Annotated in this window: 14 protein-coding genes; 6 read left to right on the top strand and 8 right to left on the bottom strand. The window is 40.6% G+C overall.

Translation table 11 applies throughout. The annotated features are described in order from the left end of the window. Positions 1-129: 129 nt before the first annotated feature. Together GNP35_RS12240 and gpmM are read right to left on the bottom strand one after the other, a co-directional pair. On the bottom strand, positions 130-1,275 hold the full coding sequence (locus GNP35_RS12240; RefSeq protein ID WP_155696386.1) for a murein hydrolase activator EnvC family protein: 1,146 nt from the start codon (positions 1,273-1,275) through the stop codon (positions 130-132). A gap of 1 nt (position 1,276) precedes the next feature. Further along, complete coding sequence (gene gpmM, locus GNP35_RS12235) at positions 1,277-2,806, bottom strand: 2,3-bisphosphoglycerate-independent phosphoglycerate mutase (RefSeq protein ID WP_155696385.1); 1,530 nt, start codon at positions 2,804-2,806, stop codon at positions 1,277-1,279. 145 nt (positions 2,807-2,951) lie between these two features. Here gpmM and GNP35_RS12230 point away from each other — a divergent pair, with 145 nt between their 5' ends. From GNP35_RS12230 to gpsA, 4 genes are all read left to right on the top strand, one after another. After that, positions 2,952-3,383: a rhodanese-like domain-containing protein gene (locus GNP35_RS12230; protein ID WP_155696384.1), complete on the top strand. Its 432-nt coding sequence runs from the start codon at positions 2,952-2,954 to the stop codon at positions 3,381-3,383. Between the two features lie 17 nt (positions 3,384-3,400). After that, on the top strand, positions 3,401-3,652 hold the full coding sequence (grxC, locus tag GNP35_RS12225; RefSeq protein ID WP_155696383.1) for a glutaredoxin 3: 252 nt from the start codon (positions 3,401-3,403) through the stop codon (positions 3,650-3,652). 65 nt (positions 3,653-3,717) lie between these two features. Then, complete coding sequence (gene secB, locus GNP35_RS12220) at positions 3,718-4,206, top strand: protein-export chaperone SecB (protein ID WP_155696382.1); 489 nt, start codon at positions 3,718-3,720, stop codon at positions 4,204-4,206. Positions 4,207-4,209: 3 nt separating this feature from the next. Continuing rightward, positions 4,210-5,220: an NAD(P)H-dependent glycerol-3-phosphate dehydrogenase gene (gene gpsA, locus GNP35_RS12215; protein ID WP_155696381.1), complete on the top strand. Its 1,011-nt coding sequence runs from the start codon at positions 4,210-4,212 to the stop codon at positions 5,218-5,220. Between the two features lie 53 nt (positions 5,221-5,273). Here gpsA and GNP35_RS12210 read toward each other — a convergent pair whose 3' ends face one another. The 6 genes from GNP35_RS12210 to GNP35_RS15310 form a co-directional block, all read right to left on the bottom strand. Further along, complete coding sequence (locus GNP35_RS12210) at positions 5,274-6,107, bottom strand: MBL fold metallo-hydrolase (RefSeq protein WP_155696380.1); 834 nt, start codon at positions 6,105-6,107, stop codon at positions 5,274-5,276. Between the two features lie 245 nt (positions 6,108-6,352). Continuing rightward, a complete protein-coding gene (gene hslU / locus GNP35_RS12205) occupies positions 6,353-7,687 on the bottom strand; it encodes an HslU--HslV peptidase ATPase subunit (RefSeq protein ID WP_155696379.1) in 1,335 nt (444 codons plus the stop codon). Positions 7,688-7,719: 32 nt separating this feature from the next. Further along, a complete protein-coding gene (gene hslV, locus GNP35_RS12200; protein ID WP_155696378.1) occupies positions 7,720-8,238 on the bottom strand; it encodes an ATP-dependent protease subunit HslV in 519 nt (172 codons plus the stop codon). An 81-nt stretch (positions 8,239-8,319) separates the two neighbouring features. Further along, on the bottom strand, positions 8,320-8,862 hold the full coding sequence (locus tag GNP35_RS12195) for an SPOR domain-containing protein (RefSeq protein ID WP_155696377.1): 543 nt from the start codon (positions 8,860-8,862) through the stop codon (positions 8,320-8,322). Between the two features lie 22 nt (positions 8,863-8,884). Next, positions 8,885-10,219: a replication restart helicase PriA gene (gene priA / locus GNP35_RS15315; RefSeq protein ID WP_196492515.1), complete on the bottom strand. Its 1,335-nt coding sequence runs from the start codon at positions 10,217-10,219 to the stop codon at positions 8,885-8,887. Further along, positions 10,140-11,111 carry a primosomal protein N' family DNA-binding protein gene (locus GNP35_RS15310; RefSeq protein WP_196492514.1) on the bottom strand — a complete coding sequence of 324 codons (972 nt, stop codon included), beginning with the start codon at positions 11,109-11,111 and terminating at the stop codon, positions 10,140-10,142. Before GNP35_RS15310 ends, priA begins: the two co-directional genes overlap by 80 nt. Before the next feature lie 116 nt (positions 11,112-11,227). On the opposite strand from GNP35_RS15310, the gene GNP35_RS12185 reads away from it, so the two are divergent. Continuing rightward, positions 11,228-11,569: a hypothetical protein gene (locus GNP35_RS12185; RefSeq protein ID WP_155696376.1), complete on the top strand. Its 342-nt coding sequence runs from the start codon at positions 11,228-11,230 to the stop codon at positions 11,567-11,569. Between the two features lie 153 nt (positions 11,570-11,722). Continuing rightward, the gene (rpmE, locus tag GNP35_RS12180; RefSeq protein ID WP_155696375.1) at positions 11,723-11,935 is read left to right on the top strand and encodes a 50S ribosomal protein L31; all 213 of its coding nucleotides are present in this window, start codon (positions 11,723-11,725) and stop codon (positions 11,933-11,935) included. Positions 11,936-11,984: the final 49 nt, after the last annotated feature.

Below are 11,984 nucleotides of genomic sequence, written 5' to 3'. Positions count from 1 at the left end.
TATTTGATTACATTAAGCCTCTTCAGTTATATCTGAATGATGGCTTGATTGAATTTTAAACAATTCTTGTAGTTATGTTGTGATTATAACGAACTGATCAGTAATGTCACCTTTATCAGCAGTTACAACTTATTTGCACCAGCGAGCAGGATCAACGGTTTTACCTTTGTAGCGTATTTCAAAGTAAAGACCCGGAGATGATTTACCACCACTTTGTCCTAACAGTGCCACAGGTTCGCCTTTTTCTACAAAGTCACCGGCTTGTTTTAGCAGGGCTTGGTTATGTCCGTATAAGCTCATGTAACCTTTACCGTGATCAATTACCGTAACCCAGCCAAAGCCTTTTAACCAGTCGGTATATAAAACAATGCCGTCGGCTATGGCGTTAACGGGTTTACCTAAGTTGCCATCAATCATTACGCCTTTCCAGCGCATAGAGCCTTGGCGTCGTTGACCAAACCGTTTTGAAATACGACCTTTTGCAGGCCAAGACAACTTTTTCTTTAATTTAAACAAACCAGCTAAATCTTCTGGGCGAGGAACTGCATTTTGTTGTGCTTTTTCTATAGCCAGCGCTAATCTCTGTTGGTCTGCTTGCAGTTGTTCTAACTTATTAGCGTCGGTAGCAATGCGTTTATTTAATTTAGCTAACGCATTTTTTCGGTCATTTTGTCGACTCACCAACTGAGAGCGTTCTTGTTTTTGCTGTTCTTTTAACTCAAATAGTTGCTGCTTTTTTTCCGCTAAGTCGACGGCTATTTCGTTCAGTCTTGATAAGGTATATTCAATCTCGTCGAGTTGCTCAATTCGAGCGCCATTTAGTTTTCGATAATAGGTGATCAGGCGTTCAAGTTGGGCAGGATCATTTTGATTGAGTAAAAGTTTGGTGTAATCATGCTTTCCGTTTAAGTAAGCGATACGAACCATTTCACTAAGAATTTTTTGTTGCTGTTTTTGCTGCTCTTTTAATTTGTTTTGTTCTTGTGTGAGCTTTTTAACTTTTTTGTTGAGTCCATCGAGCTTATTTTGAGTCTGCTTTAAGGCAATAACTAACTCTGATACCTTGAGTTCCGCTCTTTTAAAGGTATTCTCAAGGGAGGACTTTTCATCCATTTTTTCTTCTAAAGCAAGTGCTTGTTGGCGAATTTGCTCTTTAATAGCGGCTAGCTGTTTGTTCGACTTCTCAAGTTGAGTAGCTTGAACCGGTGCAGCATTGAAACAAAAAAGTCCAATAGCCGCACCCAATAAAATACGCACAAGTCCTTGTGTCATCATTTTAGTTTACCAACATTAACGGTTTGCCCGTCATTTCTGCAGGTTGTTCCATTCCAATCAAATTTAAAATCGTTGGAGCAACATCACTTAGTTTGCCGTTTGCTACTGTTGTGGCTGGTCTTCCTACATAAATAAATGGAACTGGCTCACTTGTATGTGCAGTATGTGCTTGGCCTGTTTTTGCATCACTCATTTGTTCTGCATTACCATGATCCGCAGTGATAAGACATTCTCCGCCCACTTCACGCAGCGCTTCAACCACACGGCCAACACAATGATCTACCGCTTCACACGCTTTTACAGCGGCGTCAAAAACGCCAGTATGGCCAACCATGTCGCCATTTGGATAGTTCACAACAATGAAGTCGTAATCTTGTGATTTAATAGCTTCAACAAGTTTATCTGTCAGTAATTCAGAGTTCATTTCAGGCTGCAAATCGTAGGTAGCTACCTGCGGTGAAGGAATCAACTCGCGTTTTTCACCATCAAACAAGTCTTCACGACCACCAGAAAAGAAAAACGTAACGTGTGCATATTTTTCGGTTTCAGAAATTCGCAGTTGAGTTTTGTTATGTTTTTCTAACCATTCGCCTAATACATTATCTAGCGAAGCTGGTGGGAATGCAGATACGGTTTTAATATTTGCAGCATATTCTGTAAGCATTACAAATTCAGACAATTTTGGCGTGGACTTTCGTTCAAAGCCATTAAAGTCAGCGTCAACAAAACTGCGAGAAATTTCTCGTGCTCGGTCTGCTCTGAAGTTCATAAAAATTAATGTGTCGTTGTCTTCAACTTTTGCTGGTGTGCCAATGACAGTCGCTTTAACAAACTCATCATTTTCATCACGAGCATAAGCATTTTCTAAGCCTTCAACCCCAGACGTTGCAGTAAATTCCGCAGTACCTAATGTCAGCATGTTATAAGCGGCTTCAACTCGGTCCCAACGATTATCCCTGTCCATTGCATAATAGCGACCAATTAACGACGCTACTTTTCCAGACTGAGTTTTTTCAAAATGAGATTCAAGTGTTTCAATGGAGGCTTTTGCACTGCGAGGTGGCGTATCACGTCCATCAAGGAAAGCGTGAACATATACTTTTTTTGCACCGCGTTGTTCGGCCAATTTTACCATCGCTAAAATATGATCTTCATGGCTATGAACACCACCAGGTGATAACAATCCCATGATATGAACAGCACCATCTTTTGCTAGTGCATCATCTACTGACTTCACAAGGGTTGGGTTTTTGAAAAACTCACCATCGTCAATGGCTTTGCTAATGCGAGTAAAGTCTTGATAAACAATTCGGCCCGCACCTAAGTTAACATGGCCAACTTCAGAGTTACCCATTTGTCCGTCTGGTAAACCTACATCCATGCCACTACCTGAAATAAGTGTGCTTGGACACTCGTTCCAAAGTTGGTCCAAAACAGGCGTTTTAGCGTGTGCAATGGCGTTATTTGAAGTTTCTTCTCTATGGCCCCAGCCATCTAAAATGCAGAGTACAAATGGTTTTTTATCAGACATAACTTACTCATCAGATTGGATAAATTTTAGATTGATTATTCTAACGTCAAATGCGCATGAAAGTCACAAAAATTTAGCTTTTGGACTCTTTCTTATATGTAGGTATAATCGCGCGACTTTAGTTGTAAAAATGGATTAAAAATAAATGGCGCAATTTATCGAGTTTTTAGGAAACCACGTATACATGACGGCTGCGTGGGCTATCTTATTTGTTTTATTAGTATCGAGCTATGTTTCTGGCGCGATGTCTAAAGTAAAAACGGTTAATTCACACGAAATGACGATGTTGGTTAACCGCCAAAATGCGGTAGTTTTAGATATTCGTAAGACGGCAGAATTTAACAAAGGTCATATTACTGACGCAGTTAACTTGCCGATGGAAAAAATCACCAAAGAGCAGTTTGGTTCACTTGAAAAAAATAAGTCGAACCCAATAGTAGTAGTATGTAATGCAGGTATTTCAGCTAAAACGGCAGCAAACGCTTTAGTGAAGTCTGGGTTTGAGCAAGTGACTGTTTTACAGGGCGGCATGCAAACGTGGACAAGTGCAAACTTACCAGTAATTAAAAGCAAATAAGTCGATTAAGGTTTACGATGAAACAAGTTGATATTTACACCAAGGCTTATTGCCCATTTTGCGTTAGAGCAAAGTCACTTTTAGATTCTAAGAACGTGACTTACAACGAAATTAAAATTGACCAACAGCCAGAGCTTAGAGCGCCAATGATTGAGCGTGCTTCTGGCAGACATACGGTGCCACAAATTTTTATTGGTGACGTACATGTTGGCGGTTGTGACGAGCTTTTTGCATTAGAGTCACAAAACAAATTAGCAGCGTTACTTTAGTTCACTCTTTTTCAAAGTAGCGTTAATCGTATTTAAAACAATAATTATAATTTTCAGGAATATTTATGACAGACCAAACTACAGCGGCTCAAGAAGAGCAAGGCGCACCACAATTCTCAATTCAACGTATCTTCTTAAAAGATCTTTCTTTTGAAGCGCCAAACGCACCAACTATTTTCACTAAAGAGTGGAAGCCTGAAGTTAAGCTTGATCTTGATAACAAGAGCACGCAAATTGAACCTGGCGTATTTGAAGTTGTATTATCAGTAACAGTAACGGCAACCGTTGAAGATCAAACTGCATTTTTATGTGAAGTTCAACAAGCGGGTATTTTTGTTTTAGGCAATATGCCTGAGCAACAAATGGCTCATATTCTTGGTGCATTCTGTCCAAATACATTATTCCCATATGCGCGTGAAGCAGTTTCTAACTTAGTAAACCGTGGTACGTTCCCAGCATTGAACCTTGCACCTGTTAACTTTGACATGTTATTTGCTCAATACATGGAGCAAGCGCAGAAACAGGCTGCTGAAGGCCAAGCTCTAGATTCTTAATCTATGACTATTGCTAAAAAGTTTAAAATTGCAGTATTAGGTGCAGGCTCTTACGGGACTGCACTGGCGTTTTGTTTTGCCCGCAATGGCCATGAAGTCATTATGTGGGGACGCGATAAAAAACAAGTCGCCGATATGCAATCTTCACGAGAGAACGCTAAATATCTGCCGGGTGCTACTTTCCCAGAAAGTTTGCATGTTACTGACGACCTTGAGTTTGCAGTAACACAAGCTGAAATTCATTTGGTTGTAGTGCCAAGTCACGTTTTTTCGGATTTGCTAGTACAAATAAAACCAATGCTGCCATCGAATGCGAAGCTGTGTTGGGCGACAAAAGGATTAGATCCTGAGTCGGGTCGTTTACTGCAAGATGTAGCAAAAGATGTACTTGGTACTGAACCGTCATACGCGGTACTGTCAGGGCCTACTTTTGCAAAAGAAATGGTGAAAGGCTTACCAACCGCCATTTCTTGTTCTTCAGAAGATGATGATTTTGCCCAGTTGTTATGTGATTTATTGCATTGTGAAAGAAAGTTTCGTGTTTATAAAAACAAAGACTTTACCGCTGTTCAATTAGGTGGTGCGGTTAAAAACGTAATTGCTATTGGTGCTGGTATGGCCGATGGTATTGGTTACGGTGCAAACGCAAGAACGGCATTAATAACCCGTGGTTTAGCGGAAATGATGCGACTGGCTTCTGCACTTGGCGCGGATCCTCAATCTTTGATGGGCATGGCGGGTCTTGGTGATTTAGTATTAACATGTACAGATAACCAGTCTCGTAACCGTCGCTTTGGTTTAGCGTTAGGGCAAGGTAAGTCTGTTGATGAAGCAATGACTGAAATTGGTCAAGTGGTAGAAGGTTACCGCAATACTAAAGAAGTTCACATGCTGTCACAAAGAGCGGGTGTTGAAATGCCAATTACTGAGCAAATCTACCAAGTTCTTTATCAAGATAAACCTGCGGAATACGCAGCAATGGCGTTATTAGCTCGCGATCCTAAAAGCGAATAAAGTTAGTCTGCGTTATAAATCAAACTGAATACCTAAAGGCTGACAATGCAAATTTATACATGCATTTGTCGGCCTTCTTTTGCAAAAAAGAAACTAAAGGGTAAACGGTCTGCAAATAATCTTGTATTCAAAAAGTCCAATAACTCATCGCTGCTCGATGGGTCTAAACAAGACATACACAACATTTTTACATCTGCTGCATTTGCCAACTCTATGGCATCACCTAAACAACTATGTCCATTACCCACATGATTAGTCATATCGGCGTTCATATATCTTGCATCGTGTATTAACAAGTCAGCGTATTGGCAAAACAAACACCATTCTTCAAAGCTGTGGTAGTTGTGCTGTGGTGGTGCGAACAGTTCATTGTTATTGCAAATAACCACGGTTTTGTCATCACAAGTTATTTTGTAAGCGGAGCCGCCGCCAGGGTGATTGACCTTCATGGCTTGCACTGAGAAATCACCAATTTGCACAGGCTCAGGTAAATTGAATTTGGTTTTCTTTATAGTAATTGTGGATGGCAAGAGATGAAATTTATCAACGGTATAGGTCTTATTAATTTGATCCAATATAGCGATGTCATGATCTTCATTAGTATTGGCGGGATAAATCATTATTTGCTGCTGTGGCTTTTTAATAGAATCAAAAAACGGAAAACCTTGAATATGATCCCAATGATGTTGGCTCAATAATAAATGGATAGGATCGCGGTAATCCTCAAATTCATGGCTGGCGAACCTTAAACCTGAACCTGCATTGATTAGTAACTTTTGACCGTCATTACTGGTTAACAAAATACAATGTGTATTCCCTCCAAACCTTTGGGTTTCGGGTCCTGGCGTGGGTATTTGAGCACGGGCACCATAAAAGGTGATTTTCATTTATTTTCCTATTTGTCGTCAGTATTAGCTTAAAAAACAGACTAATTAAACATTAACACACAAATGTTAAAAGGAAAGTTGGAAGCTGGAGGATTGAGGGTAATAAAAAAGGCACTGCTTTAAACAGTGCCTTAATTCGTATTTCATAGCTGCAGTCTATTTGATAACAGAAGCTACTAAATAACAGCAAACTACTTAATAACTAGCCATTACTTAGCAGTATCTCGTTACTTTATAGTAATAAATTACAGAATAAACTTACTTAAGTCTTCGTCTTCGATTACTTCGTCTAAGTTGTCTTTAACAAAACTAGCGTCAATAACAAAAGATTCGCCGGTACGGTCTGAAGCATTGTAAGAAATCTCTTCAATCAAATGCTCTAGAACAGTATGAAGTCTTCGCGCACCAATGTTTTCGTTTTTCTCATTGACTCTGAAGGCCGCTTGAGCGATTTGTTTAATACCGTCTTCACTGAATGTTACAGTCACGCCTTCTGTCGCAAGTAGCGCTCTGTATTGTTCAGTTAAAGAAGCATTTGGCTCAGTTAAGATACGCTCAAAGTCTTCAGGTGTTAATGCATTTAGCTCAACACGAATTGGTAGTCGACCTTGCAGCTCAGGAATTAGATCTGAAGGTTTGCTCATTTGGAAAGCACCAGACGCAATAAACAACATGTGGTCTGTTTTAACCATGCCGTATTTTGTAGTGACTGTGCTGCCTTCTACTAATGGTAATAGGTCGCGCTGCACACCTTCACGTGAAACATCCGCGCTGTTAGCGCCTTCACGCTTACAAATTTTGTCGATTTCATCAATAAAAACAATACCGTTTTGTTCAACAGCTTCAATGGCCATTTCTTTTAAATCGTCATTGTTAATTAACTTTGCCGCTTCTTCATCTAGCAACATTTTAAAAGCTGCAGCTACTTTAAGCTTACGTGGCTTAGTTTTATCACCAGACAGGTTTTGGAACATGCCCTGCAGCTGAGATGTCATTTCTTCCATGCCAGGAGGCGCCATTATCTCTACGCCAATTTCTTTCTGGGCAACGTCGATTTCAATTTCTTTATCGTCTAGTTCACCTTGACGAAAACGCTTACGAAGCACTTGGCGGGCTGAGCTTTCTGGTTGGTCAGATTCTACGACTTGACCAAACGTATCGCGAGCTGGCGGTAACAACGCATCTAAAATACGTTCTTCAGCGGCTTCTTCAGCTTTGTGTTTGTTCTTTTCGATAGCAACTTCACGCGTTAACTTAACGGATATTTCCGTAAGATCGCGAATGATAGATTCTACTTCTTTACCAACATAACCAACTTCTGTGAACTTAGTGGCTTCAACCTTAATGAATGGTGCGTTAGCTAACTTAGCTAAACGACGGGCAATTTCAGTTTTACCAACACCTGTTGGACCAATCATAAGTATATTCTTAGGTGTAATTTCAGCGCGTAGTGTTGGTTCTAACTGCATTCTGCGCCAGCGATTTCGTAGTGCAATAGCCACTGATTTTTTCGCATTGTCTTGACCAACAATGTGTTGATCTAATTCATGAACAATTTCTCTAGGGGTCATTGATGACATGGAATAACCTTAATTCTTATATGTTGCGATTGTTACAATTCTTCAATAGTTAAATTTGTATTGGTATATACACAAATTGAACCAGCAATATTTAAGCTCTTTTCAACAATGTCTCTAGCGCCTAACTCAGTGTTTTCCAACATCGCCGTTGCAGCAGCTTGCGCAAATGGGCCACCAGAGCCAATAGCGATAAGATCATTTTCAGGCTGAATAACATCACCATTACCAGAAATAATGAGTGACGCCGTTTCATCTGCTACTGCCAATAATGCTTCTAGCTTTCTTAGCATTTTGTCAGTGCGCCAGTCTTTAGCAAGCTCAACCGCTGCTTTAGTCAAATGACCTTGGTGCATTTCTAATTTAGCTTCAAACTTTTCAAATAAGGTAAACGCATCGGCGGTGCCGCCTGCAAAACCTGCGATTACTTTGCCTTTGTATAAACGGCGAACTTTAACAGCGTTGCCTTTCATTACAGTATTGCCAAGTGACACTTGTCCGTCACCACCAAGTACAACTTCTTTTCCACGTCGTACAGATACAATTGTGGTCATGAATAATCACTCCAGATTTTTTAAATAAGTCTAGCTTATGTAGGGATAATTATGGGGAATTCAAGAGGTGGCGTTAAATGCTTAACGCCATAGCCAGATTTGGCAGCCTCTGATGTCATTTCGCTTTAGGATATGACGCGTTTTTTCAGCATCACGCTTACGCTCAAATGGACCTAAAATGACTTTGTACCACATGCCTGATGTGCCTTGCGAAGGGATAACTTGAGATTCAAAGCCAGCAAATGCGATACGAGCTTTAAAGCCTTCTGCGTCTGATTGACTGCGGAAACTAGCGCACTGCATTTTGTATGGGCCGCGATCTTTAAGCTCTTCAGATTCTACTTCAACGTTCTTGTTTTCAAGCTCTTCTATAAAAGACCACTCTTCATCTTCAGGAGGTGGGGGCAGTGGCTTTGATTTTCTTACTGCTTTTTTATGAACAGTAGGGGCTTGGTCCTGAAAGTCATTGGAATCGTCTTTAATAAACAGCAAGCCGCCAACAAAGGCTGCTATTAAGCCTGCTACTACTAACATCTTAACCACTGGAAACGGGCGACCTTTAGGTGCTTCTTGTTTGGGTGCTTTTTGTCTTTTTTTCTGACTAACGTAATCTTTGTTTTTCATAGGGGCAGAGAGCCTTAATACTTTAACTTAAATCAATTGGGTCAACATCGACCGACCAACGGATTCTATTATCCTTTTGAATGGTATCCAAGTTTTCTAACAACCAATTAACTAATTTGTGCAAATAAGGACGAGATTGGCTTTGAATAGTTAACATATGTCGGAATTTGCCCGCTTTTCTGGTCATTGGGGCCGGAGTCGGTCCTAACATTAACAGGCCTTCGTAATCATGCAAGTAATTAGACAAGTTGCTCAACCATTCAAGACCCAAGTTAGGAACCGTGGTTTCCGCTCTAATTACGATGTGATGAGAGTAGGGCGGTAAGTTCAACATTTTGCGTTCGCTAAGAGCAAATTTGGCAAAGTCTTTATATTCGTTGTTAACTAAATCTTGGATAACGGGGTGTTCAGGAAACTTAGTTTGTAACCACACTTGCCCTTTTACTGAACCGCGACCTGCTCGACCTGCAACTTGCACCACCAATTGCGAAAGTTTTTCAGCAGCTCTAAAGTCACTACTAAATAGCGCGCCATCAACATCAACAATGCCCACTAAGCTCACATTTGGAAAGTGATGACCTTTGGCAATCATTTGGGTGCCAACTATGATCATTGGCTTGCCTGAGTTAATTTGATTTAGTTTATTATCAAACTCACCTTTTTTACTGGTGCTGTCTCTATCTAAACGAACAACGTCTACATTTGGAAATAACGTCGCCAAATTTGTTTCTATTTGTTCCGTACCTACGCCAACTGGCGTCATTCGAGTTGAACCACAGCCCAAGCATTGATGCAACGTTGGGTGCTGGAAACCGCAATGATGGCAAATAAGTAAGTTGCTGCCTTTATGATATGTCGTAAAGCTACTGCAACGTGAGCATTCAGTCAGCCAGTGGCATTCTTCGCACATTAAAACGGGAGCAAAACCACGACGGTTAATAAACAACATAACTTGCTGGCCGTTATTGATTTGTTTAGCCATTTCATCAATTAATGGCTGACCTAATGACGCTTGGCTTTGGCATCGGTTTAAGTCGAGTAAATGCGTGGTGGGTAGTTGACTATTACCTGCACGCTTCTGTAATTGAAGATAACTAAATTTACCCTGTTCAGCATTGTATAAACTTTCAAGGCTTGGCGTGGCCGAACCCAATACAACTGGAATACCCGCTTGGTGGGCTCGATACAGCGCTAAACTGCGACAATGATACTTAAAGCCATCTTGTTGTTTAAATGAAGCGTCGTGTTCTTCGTCAATGATGATCATGCCTAATGATTTAAAAGGCAGAAAAATACCAGAAACGAGTAGCAATAACGATACGAGCGTGGCCGCTTCTAGTTTGTTGCCAGGTATCAAAACGCTGTTTGTCTGTCATGCCCGAATGCCACAGCGCAACGGGAACATTAAAACGTTGTTTAAATCGCGCGATAGTTTGTGGTGTAAGGCCTATTTCAGGCACACAAACCAATACCTGCCATTGATTCAGCAAACGATGTTCGATGGCTTGTAAGTACACTTCGGTTTTGCCACTACCTGTCACACCATCAATTAAAAAGCATTGGTGATGATCAACCGCATTAATCGCCGCAACAGCAATAGCTTGTTCAGTATTTAACGACAACCCTTCATTAACATGTTGAGTTTCGACTTTACTGGTGTTTTGTCCGCATGTAGCCCATTGCGCCCAGTTTTGATCAACAAACTTTTTAATGGTGGTACTAGGTACCTCTAATTCAGTTAACTCGCTGCGGGTATAAGCATTATTAGCGAGCAAACCTCTGAGTTTATGAAGTTGCTTGGCATTTTTTGATAATTCGTCTGCAGAAGGAAACTTGTCGCCTTTTTGTAGCGTTTTAGGGAGCTGTTCATCAATGGTTTTGATGCTTCTGAGCGCGCCTGGCAACGCCATTGAAAAAACATCGCCAATGGGATGTTGGTAATAATCCGCTGCCCAGTTTAATAATGTGAGTTGAGAATCATCAAAGCTAGGTTCGTTGTCAATTAAGTCATTCGCAGCTTTAAGCTTGGCGATGTTTTGGTCAGTATTAGTGTCTACCGCGATAACAATGCCAATGAGAGTCTGGCGTCCAAACGGAACGGAAACACGTTGGCCAATGCTGACTTGGTTTTTTAGTCGCTCAACATTGTCTTCATTTGCTGTAAGAGCGGCAGGCATTAAATAGTCGAACAAGCGCCTTAAAGGCACGGGCAGGGCAACGTGTAAAATAACTTGCGAAAATAATGTCATTAACTAGCAGGCCTTTGCTTCTCTTGACAACAAGTGAACAATCACTTACTTTTTTACTGTTATAAACAAAGCTTTATATTGTATTATTGAGCTTAAAACAGACAAGTAAGGTTAAAATGCGTCGTCTTATATTTAGTATTTTTGTAGCAGCTTTTATTGGTATTTCATCCAGTTCGGTGGAAGCCCAAGAAGCTCGTATTTATTCTACAGAAGGATACTGTATTCTAGCATTTGAGCAAGTAGATCGTGAGTTCTTAGTTAACTACGAAAAGAAGTTAGGTTTTAAACCTAAAAACAAGCTTTGTAATCGTGTAACCCGCTTAGTCTCTGAGTTTCAGCCTGCTAAATGGGACTTTCAATTTGGTCAACCGTATCCAGGTAGCGGTATCTATTTAAGCCCTGAGTTAGTGGCAGAAATTAATAAGGCCAAGCAGCGACAACGTAAAGCAAGAAAGTAATGAAAAGAAAATAGCGGTGGCTTTTAATTATCGCTTGATCTTTACCCGATACTCATTATAATTCGCGCCCTAATTTTATATAAATCTCGTATGGTATTCGGCATTATTTTTAATAAGTGACCGTTTGGCGATACGGCCCAATGAGGTAATCCCATGCAAAAAGATATTCACCCTAAATACGAAGAAATTAACGTTTCTTGTTCTTGTGGTAACAAGTTTGTAACTCGTTCTACAATCTGTAAAGACTTACACTTAGACGTTTGTTCTGCGTGTCACCCTTTCTACACAGGTCAGCAACGTAACGTTGACACTGGTGGTCGTGTTGATCGCTTCAAGAAACGTTTCAGCATGTTGGGCAAAAAGTAATTTTGCTAACTTGCAAAAGAAGCACCTTCGGGTGCTTTTTTTATGTCTG

Origin of the sequence: Psychrosphaera haliotis, assembly GCF_009728465.1 — a bacterium.
GTDB lineage: Bacteria > Pseudomonadota > Gammaproteobacteria > Enterobacterales > Alteromonadaceae > Psychrosphaera > Psychrosphaera haliotis.
Note: the sequence above shows the minus strand (reverse complement) of the source record. Positions and strands in the feature narration are given on the sequence as shown.

What these genes read in the sequence shown, in the direction of transcription:
- GNP35_RS12240 (WP_155696386.1), bottom strand. Translation starts at nt 1,275, where the DNA reads ATGATGACACAAGGACTTGTGCGTATTTTATTGGGTGCGGCTATTGGA.
- gpmM (WP_155696385.1), bottom strand. Translation starts at nt 2,806, where the DNA reads ATGTCTGATAAAAAACCATTTGTACTCTGCATTTTAGATGGCTGGGGC.
- GNP35_RS12230 (WP_155696384.1), top strand. Translation starts at nt 2,952, where the DNA reads ATGGCGCAATTTATCGAGTTTTTAGGAAACCACGTATACATGACGGCT.
- grxC (WP_155696383.1), top strand. Translation starts at nt 3,401, where the DNA reads ATGAAACAAGTTGATATTTACACCAAGGCTTATTGCCCATTTTGCGTT.
- secB (WP_155696382.1), top strand. Translation starts at nt 3,718, where the DNA reads ATGACAGACCAAACTACAGCGGCTCAAGAAGAGCAAGGCGCACCACAA.
- gpsA (WP_155696381.1), top strand. Translation starts at nt 4,210, where the DNA reads ATGACTATTGCTAAAAAGTTTAAAATTGCAGTATTAGGTGCAGGCTCT.
- GNP35_RS12210 (WP_155696380.1), bottom strand. Translation starts at nt 6,107, where the DNA reads ATGAAAATCACCTTTTATGGTGCCCGTGCTCAAATACCCACGCCAGGA.
- hslU (WP_155696379.1), bottom strand. Translation starts at nt 7,687, where the DNA reads ATGTCATCAATGACCCCTAGAGAAATTGTTCATGAATTAGATCAACAC.
- hslV (WP_155696378.1), bottom strand. Translation starts at nt 8,238, where the DNA reads ATGACCACAATTGTATCTGTACGACGTGGAAAAGAAGTTGTACTTGGT.
- GNP35_RS12195 (WP_155696377.1), bottom strand. Translation starts at nt 8,862, where the DNA reads ATGAAAAACAAAGATTACGTTAGTCAGAAAAAAAGACAAAAAGCACCC.
- GNP35_RS15310 (WP_196492514.1), bottom strand. Translation starts at nt 11,111, where the DNA reads ATGACATTATTTTCGCAAGTTATTTTACACGTTGCCCTGCCCGTGCCT.
- GNP35_RS12185 (WP_155696376.1), top strand. Translation starts at nt 11,228, where the DNA reads ATGCGTCGTCTTATATTTAGTATTTTTGTAGCAGCTTTTATTGGTATT.
- rpmE (WP_155696375.1), top strand. Translation starts at nt 11,723, where the DNA reads ATGCAAAAAGATATTCACCCTAAATACGAAGAAATTAACGTTTCTTGT.